Source organism: Wolbachia endosymbiont (group A) of Udea olivalis (assembly GCF_964028365.1).
Taxonomy (GTDB): Bacteria; Pseudomonadota; Alphaproteobacteria; order Rickettsiales; family Anaplasmataceae; genus Wolbachia; species Wolbachia pipientis.
Genome location: NZ_OZ034773.1, coordinates 1,633,907 through 1,652,201 on the forward strand (window position 1 = coordinate 1,633,907; position 18,295 = coordinate 1,652,201).

The following is an 18,295-nucleotide window of genomic DNA, read 5'->3' on the forward strand; positions in this document are numbered from 1 at the left end:
TCGGGGATTCTTTGTCTTTTTTTCTGCTTAGTAAATTTCTTAAACATTTGCAGCGTAGGTTAGTTGCAATTAAAAGCAGCTAAATCTTGCTTGTCAAGCGTTTAAAACATAAAAAACGCCAATATTTTAAAGCAGATAATAACCCCAGGGCTTCTTTTGCCTTTTTTTTTATTTGGTAAATTTCTTAATGTTTATGGCTAAACGACAACCGTCATCCCGCTGCTTGTTAGCGGGATCTCTTGTTAGCGGCTGAGATACCGCGAATGAATCGCGGTATGACGTAGATTGCTGTCATTCCAGTGCTCCTTTTTTTGTCATCCGAGTAGCTGACACTGGGATCCAGGAAACTTAACTTTACACCAGGTGAATGTACAATAAGAACTGGATTCCAGACTGGAATGACACCGAAGGGGCTACTGGGATGACAGGAGAAAGAGGCACTGGAATGACAAAGAGGGTACTTGGATGACAGGAGGTAATGCAGGAAGTCTAATAGTGCAGCAACACGGAACCCCAGGTCAGGCCTGCACCTATTGAAATCAGCAGTACCAGATTTCCTGATTTTATTTTTGATTCTTGTATTGCATAGTCTAAGGCCAGTGGAATTGATGCCGCTGAGGTGTTTGCATGCTTATCAACGGTATTAATCACTTTCTCTATAGGAAAATCTAATTTCTTTACTACTGCTTCAATAATACGAATGTTTGCTTGATGGGGAATTAACCAGTCAATATCAGTGATTTTCAAATTATTGCATTTCAGAGTTTCCTCTACTGAGGCTGTTAACTTATCCACTGCATGTTTAAACACTTCTCTTCCATTCATGCATATTTTTCCAGAATCACCAGTAGAGGATACCCCTCCGTTCGTACATAGTATGTCCACATTGCCGTCAGAGTATAAGTTTGTTGATATGATGCCGCTTCTACCCATTTCTGATTTCATCACCACTGCACCAGCACCATCACCAAAGAGTACACAAGTTGACCTATCTTCCCAATCAACAATCCTAGACATTATTTCAGCACCTATAACCAATGCATATTTAATTCTATTGTTAGATTTTATGAGCGAATCAGCAACTGTAACTGCATATATAAAACCAGAGCATGCTGCTTGTACATCAAAAGCAAATGCGTTTTTACATTTTAACTTACTTTGTACAATCGTTGCACAGCTAGGAAAAGTTTTATCAGGAGTTGTTGTAGCAACTATAATCAAGTCAATTTCATCTACTGAAATTTTAGCTTTTTCTATAGCACTTTTTGCTGCATTTACAGCTAGATCTGACGTTAGTTCTCCTTCATCTGCTATATGCCTTTGAACTATTCCTGTTCTCTGCCTTATCCATTCATCGCTCGTCTCAACTATCGATGCAATTTCGTTGTTACTCAACATTTTTCTTGGTAGGTAAGATCCAGTGCTTAATATGAAACTTTTATTCAATATGACTTACCCCGTTAATTATCTTTTGATTTAAATTTTCACTAATTGCATTTACTGCAAATTTTATGGCATGGGCAAAAGAAATAGCATCAGAATTTCCATGACTTTTAATGATGATACCATTCAGCCCTAAAAACATAGCTCCACTTCTAATTTTGGGATTAAAACGCGTTAAAGCTTTATTTAGTTTGGATTTTAACAATATACCAACAAGCATTTTCGCTATCCACGAATTGAATACTTCCTGCTTTATTAGATTGATAAAGGTACTAGCGGTTGCCTCAGCCGTTTTGAGCATTACATTGCCAACAAAACCATCAGCAACAATCACATCTATACTACCCTCTAAAAATTCACTTGCCTCTATATACCCTTTGAAATTAATGCCTGGAGCGTTTTTAAGCAACTCAAAAGCGCCGCGCACTGAGTCATTACCTTTAACTTCTTCTGTGCCGATATTTAGCAAAGCAACTTCAGGATTGTCAATTTTTAATGCTATTTTTGCAAATATACTACCCATTAACGCAAATTGAAATAATGAGTCGGCATTACAATCAACATTTGCACCAAGGTCAAGCAAAGCGAAGCTTTTTGTCTTAGTTGGACAGATAGAGGCAATAGCAGGACGATAAATGTTTGGTAATGTTCCTAAAATAAATCTGGAAATTGCCATCAATGCTCCGGTGTTGCCTGAAGACACCACTCCGAAAGCTTTACCTTTTTTTACTGCCTCAATGGCAGCTTTCATACTTGAGTCTTTACGATGCCTCAGTGCAAAAGATGGCTTATCATTTGCAAGAACATTGTCAGAACAATGAGTAAACTCAGAATTGTTACTTACTTTTTTGTATTTTGAAAGCAAAGGAGATACTTCTTCCTTATCTCCATAAATATGAAAAAAAACTTTAATGCCTGGGTCAACAAGGTTGTCTAAAAAAAAACCAGCACCATGAATTACGGAAAGAGGCGCAAAATCGCCCCCCATAGCGTCAAGTGCAATAACTATATTATTATTGACCGTAGGTAACATATCATAATAGTCACTCTGCCTGTTGCTTGATGAAAACCCGTTTTCCTTTGTAACTGCCATCAACTGCTACGTTATGAGGCAACATGAATTCCCCAGTTGTTGAACATACCACAATATTCTTAGGCTCAATAGCATGATGAGAACGATGCATATTACGCCTTGACTTTGACTTTTTTCTTTTTGGAACTGCCAAAACTTCCTCCATTCTACTACAAAATTCAATTCATTAGTAACATGTTTTTTACAGGAAGTAAACAGGGATAGTAAAATAAGTAAGGTTTGCTTATGTAATTGAGTTCTATAGCTAAAGTGGCTCTACAATTTGAAAAACCGTCATTCCGCTACTCGTTAGCGGAATCTATACCGCGAATGAATTGCGGTATGACGTAGGGAAACCTTTCTTGGGTTAAGCTTTAAATTAAAACATCAAGTATATTGAACTTAAAACATATCTCAGCTATACTTTGCGATAAAGTTAATAAAAATTTTAATAAAATCAGTAAGACTAACCTCTAGCTAAAATGAATACAAAGTGAGCTTTTTTGATATAAATAGTGTTAGAATAATTGGTAGGTACTTTATCAATTTTTTGTTAAGGCTTGGTAGTGCATTCATATTTTTTATTCAATCTCTATACCACTGCCTTGTGCCACCATATTATTTTAGCAACATAGCAAGACAAATTATAGAGATAGGCTTTTTCTCTCTGCCAATTGTTGGGCTCACTGGAGTTTTTATAGGAGCGGCAATAGTTTTACAAAGTAGCTTGAGTGACCCATTAATTAACCAAGAACAGATAATACCCAAACTTGTTACGATCACTATCATTAAAGAGTTAGGACCAGTTTTGATCAGCTTAATAATGGTAGGAAAGGTTGGATCATCAGTTGCAGCAGAAATTGGTACAATGCGCATCACCGAGCAAATAGATGCACTTACAACCTTGAACATCAACCCTTTTAAATATTTAATTGCACCAAGGATTTTAGCGTCAATCATAGTATTTCCCATACTTACAGTATGTGCAGATTTAATAGGAATATTTGGAGGATGTATCACTGCAGTCTTCGAATTTAACCACAATTTAAATATATACATTAAACACACAGCTCAGTTCTTTAATACGTATGATTTTATAACTGGGCTAATAAAAGCAACTGTATTTGGCGCCATAATTTCTGTCTCAAGCTGCTATTACGGTTACCATTGCAAAGAAGGTGCACGAGGAGTAGGTGTTGCTACAACATCAACTGTTGTTTTATCGTCCATACTGATCATTTTAGCAAACTACATGATTACTTTGATACATGCGTAACCCCATAATATCAATATTGAACTTAAGCTTATCTTTTGATGATAGGACAGTACTAAAAGATCTAAATTTTGATATATTAAAAGGGGAATCATTAGTCATACTTGGTGGCTCAGGAAGCGGCAAATCTGTATTAACAAAAACAATTATCGGCTTGCTTGCTCCAGACTCAGGGTCTGTTAAAATAAATAGTAAAAGCAAAAATAAATTTGGGGTTTTATTTCAAAATTCCGCTTTATTTGACTACGTTACAGTGTGGGAAAATATATCTTTTAATTATAAAAAGCGCTTTAATATCAGCAAAAAAGAGGCAAAACAGCTAGCAATCGAGAAGTTAAATGATGTTGGACTGGAGGAAAGCATAGCAGATATGTTTCCAATAGAGCTATCAGGTGGAATGAAAAAAAGAGTGGCACTTGCAAGGGCGATTGCACACAATCCAGAAATCATTATTTTGGATGAACCAACTTCAGGATTGGACCCAATTATGTCAGATATAGTAAACGAGATAATAATAAAATTATCTAGAGATCTTAACCCTACAATTATCACGATTACACATGATATTCATAGCGCATTTAAAATAGCTGATAAAATAGCAGTATTATATGAAGGGGAGATCATTTCCCATGGAACTGTTCAGGAAATACAAAATACTAATAACGAATATATAAAAAAATTCATTCATTATATATAGCTAAAGATATATACACTATTGCTAACAGTCATATTTTTAAGTTTTAACTTTGTAAAAGGTAGTGGACATTGGAATTCAGATTTTTTTCAAACTGGATCCTATAGCTAACACGTCATACCGCGATTCATTCGCGGTATCTCGGCATAGATTCCGCTAACTAGTAGCGGAATGACGAATTTGTCGTTTTTCAAATTGTCGTAAGTCAGTTTAGCTATATATAGGATGACAGAAATTGTTTGTATTAGCTATATTCAAAAGCTCTATTGATATTTTGCAATATTTGTGATAAAATAATAGCTTAAGGTTGAGAGTAAAAATTTATGAGTGAAGCTCAAGGTCCAAATATTGCAGAATGGCAAGCGCAGCAGCAACACCAAGAGGCTGCTGGTGAGAAAAGTGGTTTTGGTCTTGGTCATAGTGACTCTGTTTCAACAGTCGTGGATGGAATGAAATGGTTGTTCAACTTTCATGAAGGAGCAATTGCTGCTTATAGTAACGTGTTTGAAGGTTTGGTGAGTGGTAGTAGTCTAGTAACGCTGTTTGGAAAATCAGGTAATATGTTTGGCATAAAATTTCTTGAAGGCCTTGCAGAATATTTTTCAGGTGGAGGTGGGGAAGATATGCCATCAGAAGGAATGGATATGGCTCATGGTGATGATGGACATCACTCAGATGATTACCCTCATGCCAATAACGAAATAGCTCATAATGCTGATGGTTTGCAAGACATGCATGATGCAGGTGATCACCATGGTCAATCTTTTTCACCTGGTCCTTCACCATCTGTTGGCGATGACCACGGACATGAACTTGGTTAAACGCTTAAAAACTGCTGAATAGTATGCGAGAAGGCCTAATAAGAAAAGTTGCTGTTGTTATAATTAACATGAGTTTGTCTTAGTGAAAAAGGTTTCAGTTTTAGGGTCAACAGGAAGTGTTGGAAAAAAGACTGTAGATTTGCTCTCAAAGAGAAAAGAAGAATACCAAGTGGAAGCACTAAGTGCCCATTCGAACTTTGCTCTACTGGCACACCAAGCAAAACTGCTAAATGCAAAATATGTTGCTATCTCCGATGAAAGGCTTTACAAAGATTTAAAAGAAAATCTACTTGGTACAGATGTAAAAATAGCAATTGGTGCTACAAATATTGCTACCATACCTGTTGATCTCTCAGTTGTTGCAATAGTTGGCATTGCAGGCCTTGAGCCAGTTATGGAGGTTATAGAAAGCGGTACCAAAGTCATTGCATTGGCAAACAAAGAAAGCATTGTTTGCGGTGGAAAGTTATTACTTAAAAAAGCTAAAGAAAAAAACGTACAAATAATCTCTATTGACTCTGAGCACAACGCAATTTTTCAAATTTTGCAAAATGACGACAAATGCATAGAAAAGATCATACTTACTGCTTCTGGTGGACCATTCTTAAATTATAGTTCTGAGCAATTAAGAAATGTCATAGTAGATCAGGCGCTTAGTCACCCCACTTGGAATATGGGAAAGAAAATCTCGATTGATAGCGCAACAATGATGAATAAGGCACTAGAGATAATAGAAGCACATAACTTGTTTAACATCAGCCCGGATAAAATTGAAGCAATAGTGCATCCTGAGTCAATAGTACATGGAATTGTAACTTATAAGGATGGGTTCAACTTTGCTGTGCTTGCAGAGACTGACATGGCAATTCCCATTTCATATGCTTTGTCTTGGCCGGAAAGATCAGCTTTAAATCGTAAATTAGATTTAACAAAGCAAGGAAAATTGACCTTTCAAGAACCAGACCATAAGCGTTTTCCTGCGCTAAAGCTTAGCATGGCAGTGTTAAACTCTTCTGCTCCACAAACAAACAGTATTGTGCTCAATGCTGCAAATGAAATAGCTGTTAATGAATTTTTGAAGTCACGAATCGGCTTTTTAAAAATAGTAGAAGTAGTGGAATCAACAATGGAAAGTTTTGATAGTTATACTGATATTAATTCACTATCTGATATAATAAATATTGATTGTGAAAGTCGTATTATTGCTCACAAAATTGTTGAAAGTAAAGTTGTTGCGTATAGCTAGAGTAATGTAACCAGACTGCATTCTGTGATTTTTTTTTAGCAAAGCACGATACACAATCGTCATTCCGCTACTAGTTAGCGGAATCTATGCCGAGATACCGCGGCGGTATGACGGTTAAGTAATTCGTCATCCCGCTACTTGTTAGCGGCTAAGAGATACCGCGGCGGTATGACGGTTCGCGGCGGCATAGCTATCTTCAAAAATATGGTTGAATAATTGTTAATAATAGTGTATAATTATTAATATTTTTAAGCACTTTGGCTATGGCTTTATCTAAGTTTCTCGACCCTAAGCTGGATTTAACCTTTAAAAGAATCTTTGGCACTGAAAAAAATAAGAATATTCTCATACATTTTTTGAATGATATTTTAGGGTTTACCGAGATAAATACTATACAAGAAGTGGAATTCCTCAGTACTATAATGGATCCTGAAATTGCCTCTGATAAGCAAAGTATAGTTGATGTTCTTTGCAGGGATTCTAGTGGGACCAGGTATGTGATTGAAATGCAGCTTACTCGCGATAAAGGCTTCGAAAAACGAGCTCAACTGTATGCTGCTAAGGCTTACTCAAGACAATTAGATAAATCTGGCAACTACATTGATTTAAAGAAAGTCTTCTTTATTGCTATATCAAATTGTAACTTACTTCCTGAAGAAGTTGATTATATATCCAACCACACTATAAGAGATGAGAAAACCAATGAGCATGACTTAAAAGATTTTCAATTTATATTTATTGAACTACCTAAATTTCCTAAGAATAAGGAAGAACAGCTAGAAAGCATAGTGGATCGTTGGTTATTTTTCTTCAAATATGCAGATGAAACTACGGAAGAAGACTTAAGGAAAATAGCAGAAAAAGCACCAATAATAAAGTTAGCCTACGATGAATTAGACAGGTTTAGCTGGAATGAAAAAGATTTAGTAGCTTACGAAGAAAGAATAATGGATCTACGGAAAGAAGAAGCCATTCTTGAATACAGACTTGATCTTGCTACTGAAAAAGGCAAAAAAATTGGTAAAGAGGAAGGCAAAATTGAAGGCAAAATTGAAGGGAAAATCGAAGTCGCAAAAGCAATGCTGGCTAATAATGTTGATGTTAACACTATTGTCAAGTTTACTGGCCTTTCTATTAGTGAGATTGAAGAATTAAGTGTGAACGGTACAGAGTAATTTCAAAGTGCATTTGCAGTTGGAACGGATACATTTAATGAGAGTCCCATTTCACGGTGTTCAAATCTACTCCTTCTTGTACCATCTCCCAAAGTGGGCTCATTTCTCTCAGTCGGCCAACATTTTTAGCAACAAGATCTGCTGCATACAAAACTTCTTCTTTAGTTGTAAATCGGCCTAGGCCAAATCTAATTGATGAATGCTCAAGGTCATGGCCATTATTTAGCGACCGTACGACATAGGAAGGCTCAAGAGACGCAGACGTGCACGCAGAACCAGAACTTACTGCTAAATCCTTGATTGCCATGATGAGAGACTCACCCTCAACATAGGGAAAGCTCAAGTTTAGGTTGCCAGGAATTCTATTTTCATAATCACCATTTAAAACGATATCAGGAAACGCTTCTTTTATCTTGTTATACAAAATATCCCTTAATTCTTCCACTCTAGTTGTTTCTTTTTTCATTTCTTCTTTAGCAATACGTGCCGCTTCACCAAAACCAACTGCAAGAGGTGTTGGAACTGTTCCAGAACGCATGCCTCTTTCCTGTCCACCACCACTAATTAGTGGTATCAGCCTAACACGAGGATTCTTTCTACGGACATATAATGCACCTATTCCCATAGGCCCATAAATTTTGTGGCTAGAGAGACTCATAAGATCAATGCACATCTCATTAACATCAATTGGAACTTTTCCAAAGCTTTGAGCTGCATCTGTGTGGAAAAATATATTACGCTTCCTGCATATTTCACCAATCTCCTTTACAGGCTGAATTACTCCGATTTCATTATTTACCATCATCACTGAAACCAGGATTGTTTTATCAGTAATTGCTTCCTCAAGCTTTAATAAATCTATAATTCCGTTTTGCTTAACAGGCAAATATGTAACTTTAAAGCCTTCATTTTCCAGATGCCGACAAGAATCCAGAACACACTTATGCTCCGTGCAGACAGTTATTATATGATTTCCTTTATTTTTATAAAAGTGAGCAACGCCCTTGATTGCCGTATTATTTGACTCAGTTGCACCTGAGGTAAAGATAATTTCTTTGCTATCTGCGTTCACCAGATCAGCGATGTGTTTCCTTGCTTTTTCCACTGCTTCTTCAGCAGTCCAACCAAATGAATGGCTGCGAGAGTGTGCATTACTGAACTCACCAAAGTAAGGTATCATCACCTCTAAAACACGGGGATCTACTTTAGTAGTAGATTGATAATCAAGAAATATTGGTAATTTTATTTTAGCATCGTGTATTTTTTTACTTTCAACATTCATAAAGCTACCACGGAGACAAAATTTACAATTATTTTATAGCATTAAAACTTAATTTTTTCAAGATATAATCTTGCATCAAGTACAAAAGTGTCATCCAAGTAGCTGACACATAACTGTACGAACATTTATTTGCGAAAGCAGTGTGTTAAATGTTATAGCCAGTTTTGCCTCAAACACAAAGGCAGTGCCCAGACACTGGGATGACACCCTATTGGTGGCAATTGCTTCCAAATCATAATGTTTGTACAGCTGTGCGCCGTGCGCTGGAATCCGTTTTAGCCCTTATCTATATCTCAGTTCCACCAACAGTTATTGCGTCGACTTTGAGTGTCGGCTGACCAACTCCAACGGGCACATTTTGTCCATCTTTCGAGCATGTGCCAACACCAGGATCTAACTTTAAGTCATTACCAACCATAGATACTTTTTTCAACACTGTTTGACCGTCACCAATTAGTGTTGCTCCTTTTACTGGCTGTGTAATTTTGCCATTTTCTATTAGGTAAGCTTCCGAAGATGAAAAAACAAATTTTCCTGACGTTATATCAACCTGCCCACCACCGAAATTTACTGCATATAGACCTTTCTTTACGCTAGATATTATTTCCTTCGGTGTATACTTTCCGGGCAACATATAGGTGTTTGTCATGCGCGGCATAATAACTTCTTTATAACTTTCTCTTCTACCATTACCAGTTGGGCTTACACCCATGAGTTTAGCGTTCATATGATCCTGCATGTATCCTTTTAGGATCCCATCCTCTATCAATATATTATAACTGGGTGGAGTGCCTTCATCGTCTACGCTGATAGAGCCGCGCAAATTGGGCAGAGTTCCGTCATCAACTACTGTGATGTCACTAGCTGCTACTTGTTTACCCACAGAATTTGAAAATGCTGAGACTTTTTTGCGATTGAAGTCGCCCTCAAGTCCATGACCCACGGCTTCGTGTAACAATATTCCTGGCCAGCCTGGACCTAAAACGACTGTCATTTCTCCGGCTGGAGTTGGAATTGCTTCAAGATTTACCAGTGCTTGTTCTAACGCTTGGTTTGCAACTTCTTTCCACTTTTTCTCAGAAATAAACTTACTATAAGAGTCCCTTCCACCATGCCCTGCAGAACCTCTTTCGGTACGGCCATCTTTTTCTACAATGACTAGCACATTAAAACGTACCAGAGGCCTGATATCGCTTAATCTGTGATCACCCTTTATTATTTGTACAACTTGCCATTCTCCACTTAGAGTTATTTTTACTTGCTTCACGCAGTTATTTTTGGACCTTACATACTCATTAACCTCATTGAGTAGCTTAATCTTTGAATTCAGATCCATTTCATTTATAGGGTTAATCCTCGAATATAGGCTTTTTGTCTCTTCGTTTAAATTTATTGAATTTGTCTTGTTTAAAGACACTGAGCTTTTTACCATAGAAGCAGCATTACTAATTTCTTTTTCGCTGATCTCAGAAGAACAAACGAAAGATGTACTATCTTCACAAAAAGACCTTAAACCAAATCCCCTTCTAGTATTCAAGTCCATGTGTTTTAATATGTTATCCTCAAAAACCAGGGACTCCGACTGGCAAAATTCTAGAAACAGCTCACCACCATCGCTATTGCTCAAAGCGTTATTGACTATTTTATATACGTTATTAATATTAACATTGTTTTGAGCAAAAAATATTTGATCTAGATTTGGCATTACCTTTGAACTAAAAATTGTTTAAGTATATTATTTAACTTTAACATAGTAAACTATAAAAAGCCCGGGTGGCGGAATTGGTAGACGCGCTAGCTTCAGGTGCTAGTAACTTTTTAAGTTGTGGAAGTTCAAGTCTTCTCTCGGGCACTCTTAGCTTCCATATTGCTTATTGAATTAATTAATGTTATAATATAACATATTAGGTAATATTCATGCTATGTATAGTGAAAAAAATAAGTTAGCCTGCAGAAAGAAGGTACGAACTTACTCGAAACGCTTAGTTACTACACTATCTACTATCTCTTTCATTGGATACATAGCGGCATTGGTCTTGAATATTCCTGTCTTAAGTCTGTATTTTAGTATTGCCTGCACTATATTAAGTGTACTTTCATCTACCTTAAACATATGGTCATTAGCTGATCATTTTAGGCAGCGTGATCTTAATAAGCAGCTTGGTGTAGAAAACACTCCTGGACAAGAAAAACTAACGAAGATCTGTCTTGATATTACATCTAACGTTTTGTTTTTAATAGGAGGAATTACACCTATATTGCCCTTTGAATCTCCTATCATTCCTTTTGTTTCCACTGCCTTTTTTATTCTAGGCTGTGCCTTTATGGCAACTAATATCGTTCGGACTAGGATTAGCGAACCACAGGCAAAAAAACCTACTGATGACCACTCCCTAACTGCAAAAGCAGCTTAAGTATTAACTTATACAGGAATATTAGCTATATAATTCCACTGAAGAGAGCCATTCAAAAGAGTTCGATGTAATTAGCGTCAAAAAAGTGTAAGCAGAAATTGTGGGCTTATTGGGGTAGGAGCGCTTAGTACTCCTACTTCCACATCAATTACTTGAATAATTGCTCAAGCTATCAAAATAAAAGTTTTTATTCAGTAATTTGTGTATAAAGGGTACTATTTTACTAGTAGTGAAATAAATCAGAATGAAGTCTATTTTATTAACGAGGCCTTTATTGGACTCGTTCAATACAAGAAATATATTGAGAAAGTATGGATACAAAGTTTTTATAGAACCAGTATTCACAATAAAGTACTTAAATCCTGATATATCTGCGTACGAATTTGACGTTGTGATATCTACAAGTAAAAACAGTGTAAAGGCTCTTAGTCAAATATGCAAAGAGGATGACTTTCCGATTATTACAGTTGGTAATTCAACCATGCAGGCTGCAAAAAATTTGGGATTTTCTGATATAATCTCAGCAGACAGCAACGTTGATGGTCTGATATCATTCATAAAAGCTCATTATTCAAACGCAATAAAGTTCTTGTATATAAGGGGACAAGAAGTATCATGTGATCTAAAAAAGAGATTATCTGAAGAAGATTTTAACATAAGAGAAGTTGTACTCTATAAAACAATTATTAAAAGGAGTCTAACTAATAGGTGTAAAAATTTGCTGTTGGATGGTAAAATTGATAGTGTTGCTTTTTTTTCCTCACAGACAGCAAGGGTATTTTGTTCATTAGTTCTAAAAAGTGGGCTATCTCATGTGATGAGCAATATAACTGCATATACCATGAGTAAAAACATTGCTGATAGTTTAAAGTTAATCAAATGGAAAAAAATTATAACATCGAGGTTGCCTACTGGGGAGAGTTTAATTGATATAATTAATAAGGATTGTTGATGCTAAAGATTGCAACTTGGAACGTAAACTCTATACGCAAAAGAGTTAACCAACTTTGTAGTTTTATAGTTGATAGTCAGGTAGATATAATTTTGCTGCAAGAGATAAAATGTACAGAAGAGCAATTTCCTTACGCAGAGATAGAAAAGTTAGGATATGAATATGCTATCTATGGACAAGTTGCAAGAAATGGCGTTTGTGTCTTATCTAAATATCCGATACTGGAGAAGTTTAAAATTGACATTGTGGAAAGTCATCAAGAAGCACGTTATATAGAGTGTGTGATAAAACACACCAATCATAAGGTAAGGGTAGGAAGTGTATACGTTCCAAACGGTCAAAGCCCGGACTCTCAAGCATTTGAATATAAACTCAAGTTTTTTGATAATCTATATGAAAGGATGAGCACTTTGTTAAAGAATGAAGAGTTAACTATTATAGCTGGCGATTATAATGTTGCACCGGATGAAATTGATGTCTTTGATTCAAACTTATTGAATGGCCAAGTGTGCTTTCATATAAGAGAACGTGAGAAGTTAAGAGCGATCTTGAATCTTGGGTTTAAAGATGCGTTTAGAATATCTCACCCAAATTTGCAACAATTCACTTGGTGGCATTATCAAGGCAATTCACTCAGAAATAATCAAGGAATGCGAATAGATTATATGCTGTTATCACCACAAGCTGTAGATAAATTGGAAACATGCTACATAGATGATAGATTGCGTAAGCTAGAAAATCCGTCTGACCATACTCCTGTTGTATGTGCTATAGAATAATAGTAGACCTCTTACACAACTCACTTTTTGGCAAACTTAGGTAATCCCTGCTTGTTTGTTGCTTGTGTTTTCTTCCCTTCGTTTGTTTTCCTTTCTTGTCCAAGGTTGATCTTGCTGTTTGCTTTCTTCGTTTCCCCTGTTGTTTTCCTGGGAAATTTGCTCAGGAACAGGTTGTTGTTCACTCTTTTCTTTTCCTTGGGAAATTTGTTCAGAAACAGAGGTGCCTTTCTCAACTTCTGTAACTGGGGTTTTTAAAATATCATCAATGCCCTCGAGAATTTTTCCATTCAGTTTTGCTCTCTTTTCTGTATCATCTTTATCTTGTGAGCTAGGGTCATACAAAGTACCTTTTTTGTTATTTGAAAAAAGAACCTCCACTCCTCCTTTTATGGCAAATATTGTGCCGATAGCAGTAAGAACTACTCCGAGTGTAGTAGGACCAAAAATTAACATTGGAATAGTGGAAAGAAGGACAGGAAAAAAGATCTTGCTTAAGAACGTTGTTACCATCTCTTCATCACTGAGTGGTGGTTCATCCTCTTCTTTCTTGTCTTTACCTAAGAATGGTATTTTTTCTTTCATCCCATCCATAAAGGAGCCAGAAATATTTTTCGGGTCTATTTTGATCCCTCCAATTAGCAGCAGCAGCATTTCCAATACAAACTTTATGGATGAATCTTTAGCTTCTGTACCGCGTATATCAGCTACACAGTCATCTACTACTTCTTTTATTTTACCATTCTTGAGATTCTCCTCATTAGCTAATTTTTTCTCTCTAATTTTCTCAAATACGGAAAGTAAAAACTGAGAAAAATTCTCTTCACTGAGTGGTTTTATATCTTTTGGATTGACATTATTAAGTAGTATGTCCTTATAAGCTGATATAAAATAATCAGTTATTTCTTTGTTCTCCTTTAATTCGGCTTTACCTTCTAATACTTTTACAAAGTAATCATAGATTACCTGATGTTCCTCTTTTTCAAAAATTTTCTCATCTTTGTTAGTTACCTGATTTGAAGGTTCCAAATTCTTTGTTTGTGGAGTTAATATTTTTGTCATAACTGAGTTACTCACATTTACTATACTTCAATTGTAGCATATTTTTCATATTAATTCAAATAATCTATACTCTTAGAATCCGCCATGTTTAAGTCATAATTAAGAGCCCAGTTGTCGCCAACTTTTATTTCTACTTCAAGTGGTATAGAAATTTCTACTACACCTTCCATTATATTTTTCACAAGTTTTGCTGTTTCTTGCACCTTTTCGTCTTCTACTTCAACCAGTAGTTCATCGTGAACCTGGAGGATTATTTTACCTACTTTCAATTGATCAAAAAGCTGAATTGTCGCACGTTTTATTATATCAGCAGCGGTTCCTTGCAGTGGTGCGTTTATTGCTGCCCTTTCTGCAAATTGTCTTATATAAGGAATTGTATTGTTTATGTCTCTTACAAAGCATCTTCTGCCAAACAAAGTTTCTACATAACCATGCAATCTTGCGATAGACACTGCTTTTTCCATATAGGCCTTTATTTCTGGGTAACAGGAAAAATAGTAATTAATGTATTCAGCAGCTTCCGCAATGGTAATTCCAAGCCGCTTTGCAAGACCAAATGGGCTAATGCCATATATAATTCCAAAATTGATGGATTTTGCTTTGCGTCTTAATTGCTCATCTATTTCTTGCACTCCAAAAACTTGCCTAGCGGTGATCTCATGAATATCTTGTCCGTTTGCAAAAGCTTCTTTAAATGCTGCAACGTTTGCAACGTGTGCCAGGAGTCTCAATTCTATTTGTGAATAGTCAGCAGAAATTATCTTATGCCCTTTTGGCGCAATAAATGCTTGTCTGATAAGATTTCCCTCTTCGCTTCTGATAGGAATATTCTGTAAATTAGGATTGCTGGAGCTCAGCCTTCCAGTTGCAGTTGCAGTCGTTGAAAAGCTTGTGTGTATTCTACCATCAATGGAATCAACTTGCTTTATTAGCGCATCAGTGTAGGTGCCTTTTAATTTACTTAAATGTCGCCAATTTAAGATTTTACTTGCGATTTCTACCCCTTCTTCTTCGAGTGCCTCTAGAACTTCATAATTGGTGCTATACGATCCAGATTTTTTTGACTTTTTCTTTTTATTAAGCCCCATTTTATTAAATAAAACATCACTTAATTGTTTTGGCGACGCAATATTAAATCTTTCCCCTGCTAAGTTATATATCTCATCTTCAAGCACGGCAATTACCTGCTGAAATTTATCGGACAATTCCTGTAATTTTTGTATGTTCAGTAATATCCCATTTTTCTCCATATCAAATATTACTTTCATAAGTGGCTTATCGAAGCGCTCGTAAATTGTGAACAATTTTTCCTGAAACAACCTTTGCTTTAGCTTTTCGCGAATTGCTATTAAAGTTTTTGCCGAGAAAATTTCTACATCTCCACTCAAATTATGTGCAACTATGTTTGGAATACTGTGATCATGCTTTCCTGTATCCAAGCTATACGACATTATCATCAAATCATCAACTGAATCTAACATCTTCTCTATTGCAGGGAAGATTTTCCTGATCTCTTTAATGTTATGTATTATTTTAAGCACTCCATTTGAGAGTAAAGTTGAGTTAATTGTAATAAGTGCATCTTGTATGCTGTCTTGCTCTATATAAAAAATATTACTTTCGCTATAAGATAAGGAAATTTTATTTAATAAGTTGTCTTCAAAGTGGCAATGAATTGCAATTCTGCCTTCATATCTACAATGCTCCAAAAATTTCTCTAACTCTTCACTATTATATTCTATTTTCTCTTTTGTGCTAGACCCATTATAGGAAAAAAGCTTTTCCATTTTACCTATTAAAGAATTGAATTCATACTTCTTTAAAAAGGATAATAGTTTTTCCATATTTGGAGAATGGACTTCATATTTTGCAATATCATGTTGAAGGTCTACTTTTTCGCATAGTGATAAAAGTTCTCTTGAAATTAGAGCTTTTTCCTTATGTTCGGTGAGAATATTACGAATCCTCGTTTGCTCGATATTATCAATGTTCTCTATAATATTATTCAATGAATCAAATTCATCTAGTAATTTAGCTGCAGTCTTCGGACCTATTCCCGGAACGCCTGGAATGTTGTCAGATGCATCACCAGTTAGAGAAAATAAATCAAGAAGCTTGTGTGAGTTTACACCAAATTTTTCTATTACTTGTTTTTCATCTATATATATATTTTTAATGGGGTCGAATATTAAAATATTGTGGTTCAAGAGTTGAAATAAATCTTTATCTGATGAAACGACTACCACTTTAAAGTCTTGGTGGTTGGCGTATTTTGCAGCTAGTGTTGCGATTATATCATCTGCTTCATAACCTTCAATCTCTTCATAGCTGAGGTTAAAAGCTTCTACCGCTTCTCTCAGTATGGTAAACTGTGGAGTTAGATCCTCAGGAGGCGTTACTCTGTTCGCTTTGTACTCAGGATATAAATCGTGCCTAAAATTCTTTTTTCCTGCATCAAGTGCTATAGTTAAATAGTCCGAATGGGCAATGTACTTAAGAACCATATTCAGAAAGCCATATACACCACCTATTGGCATTCCTGTTGTGGTAATTAAGTGAGGTAGTACATAGTAAGCTCTGAAAAGAAAACCATAGCCATCGATGATTGTGAAAGTTTTTTCTTTCATTGTAGATATTTATGCGTGCTTTTGATGGTCCACTATTTAGCTGAGAAAATCAAGTTTTTGTTTTTCTGCTTTTGAGCGTTGTAAGAGATTTTACCGAAAATAGCATTCATGATGGGGATGTACACATATGACCTTACCCAGAAAAAGTGGAGAGAAAGTTTGGAATGTTTTTTACAAAAAGAATGATGCATCAAATTGTTCTGGAATGCAATAGTTAATAGTGACGTTGTTTGTTATAAAAAATTTCTATGTATTCAAATATTGCAGTTCTAGTTTGTTGAGCAGAGTGTTGTGAAGTATCAATAAGTATTTCTCTTTTCAATGAGCTAAAGAAGCTTTCTGCAACAGAATTGTCGTAACAACAGCCTTTATTACTCATCTATATTCTTTACAGCTAAGAGATATTGATAACCTTGCGAAGTATATTGTGAACCTTGATCACTATGTAATAGTAGATTTTTGGCAGGTTTACGCTTGTTAACGGCCATTAATAAAGAGTCCATAACCAATTGTTTATTTATTGAACTGCTCATTAACTACCATGCGTGAATATAGATCGATTATTGTTGCCAAATATAGTCATCCTTCTTTGGTTTTTATATAAGTAATCCCATACTTTATTTGGTTGATCGACAATAAAGTTTTGGTCTAATATATTGGGAGCTACTGTCCGTTTGTTGTTTCTTAATTTTAAATTTTCTTCTCAATATAGCCTGAATACCATTTTTCTGCATAATACTTTGCACTGTTTTTAAGTTGCAACTTTTACCCAAAGCCTTTAATTCAGCATGAATTTTAGGAGCTCCATATCTACATTTAGAAGCTTGATATATTTTTTGAATATCTGCTAATAACTCTTTATTTGCTGATTCTCTACTGCTTATTTTCCTTGTAGTCCACTTATAGTAGCCACTAGCAGAAAACCCTACATAATTCCTGCACTTTATAGTGTTTACTATGCTCTTTTATGAAAAAATATTTTACTCTTTTTGACTGGCCAGGGCTTTTTTTAAAATGTCTCTTTCTCTTGTTACTTTTGCTAACTCTTTCTGTAAATCAAATCTCTCTTTGTCATAAGGTGCTACATCTGGAAATGCATTTGCCGCTGACTTTTTTTCGTTATATTTCTTCATCCATTTTCCTAATACACTATCCCTTATTCCTAGATCTCTTGCTACTTTTGCAACTGGTTGACCTACCTTTCTTTGTTCATTTGTCAGCTTAACAGCTTCCAATTTGAATTCTGCCGTATATTCTCTTGCCATTTCTAATCCTCCAAAATTTTATTTTACCCAAAAAAACTCCTTTCTTTCTCTCCACTTTTTCTGGGTAAGGTCACTATTTGTTAAGTAATTTACACTTCAGAGTTTATCTGCTTTAAAGTTTACTCTATTCTGTTTCAGCATTTGTCATAAATCCTTAATTATTTCTGACTTTTTAGTTCAGTTTTTAACCATT

At 35.6% G+C, this 18,295-nt stretch carries 19 protein-coding genes and 1 tRNA gene; 9 read left to right on the forward strand and 11 right to left on the reverse strand.

The window, feature by feature from the left end; genetic code table 11:
• Positions 1 to 489 precede the first annotated feature (489 nt).
• The 3 genes from ABWU32_RS07705 to rpmF are packed head-to-tail and all read right to left on the reverse strand — an operon-like array spanning position 490 to position 2,669.
• A complete protein-coding gene (locus tag ABWU32_RS07705) occupies positions 490 to 1,446 on the reverse strand; it encodes a beta-ketoacyl-ACP synthase III (protein ID WP_141456654.1) in 957 nt (318 codons plus the stop codon).
• Positions 1,439 to 2,476 carry a phosphate acyltransferase PlsX gene (gene plsX, locus ABWU32_RS07710; RefSeq protein WP_015589311.1) on the reverse strand — a complete coding sequence of 346 codons (1,038 nt, stop codon included), beginning with the start codon at positions 2,474 to 2,476 and terminating at the stop codon, positions 1,439 to 1,441. The genes ABWU32_RS07705 and plsX overlap by 8 nt, the downstream gene beginning before the upstream one ends.
• Positions 2,477 to 2,486: 10 nt before the next feature.
• Complete coding sequence (gene rpmF, locus ABWU32_RS07715) at positions 2,487 to 2,669, reverse strand: 50S ribosomal protein L32 (protein ID WP_041573607.1); 183 nt, start codon at positions 2,667 to 2,669, stop codon at positions 2,487 to 2,489.
• Positions 2,670 to 3,008: 339 nt separating this feature from the next.
• Between rpmF and ABWU32_RS07720 the strand changes: the two genes are divergently transcribed.
• The 5 genes from ABWU32_RS07720 (at position 3,009) to ABWU32_RS07740 (ending at position 7,724) form a co-directional block, all read left to right on the forward strand.
• On the forward strand, positions 3,009 to 3,791 hold the full coding sequence (locus ABWU32_RS07720) for an MlaE family ABC transporter permease (RefSeq protein WP_015589313.1): 783 nt from the start codon (positions 3,009 to 3,011) through the stop codon (positions 3,789 to 3,791).
• A complete protein-coding gene (locus ABWU32_RS07725) occupies positions 3,784 to 4,485 on the forward strand; it encodes an ABC transporter ATP-binding protein (RefSeq protein WP_006279859.1) in 702 nt (233 codons plus the stop codon). Before ABWU32_RS07720 ends, ABWU32_RS07725 begins: the two co-directional genes overlap by 8 nt.
• Before the next feature lie 320 nt (positions 4,486 to 4,805).
• On the forward strand, positions 4,806 to 5,303 hold the full coding sequence (locus ABWU32_RS07730; RefSeq protein WP_007548965.1) for a hypothetical protein: 498 nt from the start codon (positions 4,806 to 4,808) through the stop codon (positions 5,301 to 5,303).
• A gap of 82 nt (positions 5,304 to 5,385) precedes the next feature.
• Positions 5,386 to 6,549: a 1-deoxy-D-xylulose-5-phosphate reductoisomerase gene (gene dxr / locus ABWU32_RS07735; RefSeq protein WP_015589315.1), complete on the forward strand. Its 1,164-nt coding sequence runs from the start codon at positions 5,386 to 5,388 to the stop codon at positions 6,547 to 6,549.
• 263 nt (positions 6,550 to 6,812) lie between these two features.
• Complete coding sequence (locus tag ABWU32_RS07740) at positions 6,813 to 7,724, forward strand: Rpn family recombination-promoting nuclease/putative transposase (protein ID WP_264378151.1); 912 nt, start codon at positions 6,813 to 6,815, stop codon at positions 7,722 to 7,724.
• Positions 7,725 to 7,758: 34 nt separating this feature from the next.
• On the opposite strand, the gene ABWU32_RS07745 is transcribed toward ABWU32_RS07740, so the two are convergent.
• Complete coding sequence (locus ABWU32_RS07745) at positions 7,759 to 9,006, reverse strand: IscS subfamily cysteine desulfurase (RefSeq protein WP_015589317.1); 1,248 nt, start codon at positions 9,004 to 9,006, stop codon at positions 7,759 to 7,761.
• Between the two features lie 286 nt (positions 9,007 to 9,292).
• Positions 9,293 to 10,711, reverse strand: coding sequence for a metalloprotease TldD (tldD, locus tag ABWU32_RS07750; protein WP_141456651.1), 1,419 nt, complete (start codon positions 10,709 to 10,711; stop codon positions 9,293 to 9,295).
• Positions 10,712 to 10,773: 62 nt separating this feature from the next.
• Here tldD and ABWU32_RS07755 point away from each other — a divergent pair.
• The 4 genes from ABWU32_RS07755 to ABWU32_RS07770 all read left to right on the forward strand — a co-directional run bounded on the left by ABWU32_RS07755 (position 10,774) and on the right by ABWU32_RS07770 (position 13,151).
• Positions 10,774 to 10,858, forward strand: a tRNA-Leu gene (locus ABWU32_RS07755).
• Positions 10,859 to 10,928: 70 nt separating this feature from the next.
• Entirely contained in the window at positions 10,929 to 11,420 is a 492-nt protein-coding gene (locus ABWU32_RS07760; RefSeq protein WP_015589319.1) for a hypothetical protein, read from the forward strand.
• 244 nt (positions 11,421 to 11,664) lie between these two features.
• Positions 11,665 to 12,372 (forward strand): uroporphyrinogen-III synthase, encoded by a 708-nt coding sequence (locus ABWU32_RS07765; RefSeq protein WP_141456650.1) that lies wholly within the window; start codon positions 11,665 to 11,667, stop codon positions 12,370 to 12,372.
• Positions 12,372 to 13,151 carry an exodeoxyribonuclease III gene (locus tag ABWU32_RS07770; protein WP_141456649.1) on the forward strand — a complete coding sequence of 260 codons (780 nt, stop codon included), beginning with the start codon at positions 12,372 to 12,374 and terminating at the stop codon, positions 13,149 to 13,151. Before ABWU32_RS07765 ends, ABWU32_RS07770 begins: the two co-directional genes overlap by 1 nt.
• A 36-nt stretch (positions 13,152 to 13,187) precedes the next feature.
• Here ABWU32_RS07770 and ABWU32_RS07775 read toward each other — a convergent pair whose 3' ends face one another.
• From ABWU32_RS07775 to ABWU32_RS07800, 6 genes are all read right to left on the reverse strand, one after another.
• The gene (locus ABWU32_RS07775) at positions 13,188 to 14,210 is read right to left on the reverse strand and encodes a hypothetical protein (RefSeq protein ID WP_015589322.1); all 1,023 of its coding nucleotides are present in this window, start codon (positions 14,208 to 14,210) and stop codon (positions 13,188 to 13,190) included.
• 50 nt (positions 14,211 to 14,260) lie between these two features.
• Positions 14,261 to 16,837, reverse strand: coding sequence for a DNA polymerase I (polA, locus tag ABWU32_RS07780; RefSeq protein WP_353278656.1), 2,577 nt, complete (start codon positions 16,835 to 16,837; stop codon positions 14,261 to 14,263).
• A 214-nt stretch (positions 16,838 to 17,051) separates the two neighbouring features.
• Positions 17,052 to 17,216: an IS3 family transposase gene (locus ABWU32_RS07785; protein WP_010082072.1), complete on the reverse strand. Its 165-nt coding sequence runs from the start codon at positions 17,214 to 17,216 to the stop codon at positions 17,052 to 17,054.
• On the reverse strand, positions 17,209 to 17,370 hold the full coding sequence (locus tag ABWU32_RS07790; RefSeq protein WP_264378153.1) for a DDE-type integrase/transposase/recombinase: 162 nt from the start codon (positions 17,368 to 17,370) through the stop codon (positions 17,209 to 17,211). Before ABWU32_RS07790 ends, ABWU32_RS07785 begins: the two co-directional genes overlap by 8 nt.
• A gap of 84 nt (positions 17,371 to 17,454) precedes the next feature.
• Entirely contained in the window at positions 17,455 to 17,796 is a 342-nt protein-coding gene (locus tag ABWU32_RS07795; RefSeq protein WP_095866567.1) for an IS3 family transposase, read from the reverse strand.
• A gap of 21 nt (positions 17,797 to 17,817) precedes the next feature.
• The gene (locus ABWU32_RS07800) at positions 17,818 to 18,102 is read right to left on the reverse strand and encodes a transposase (RefSeq protein WP_039964423.1); all 285 of its coding nucleotides are present in this window, start codon (positions 18,100 to 18,102) and stop codon (positions 17,818 to 17,820) included.
• Positions 18,103 to 18,295 lie beyond the last annotated feature (193 nt).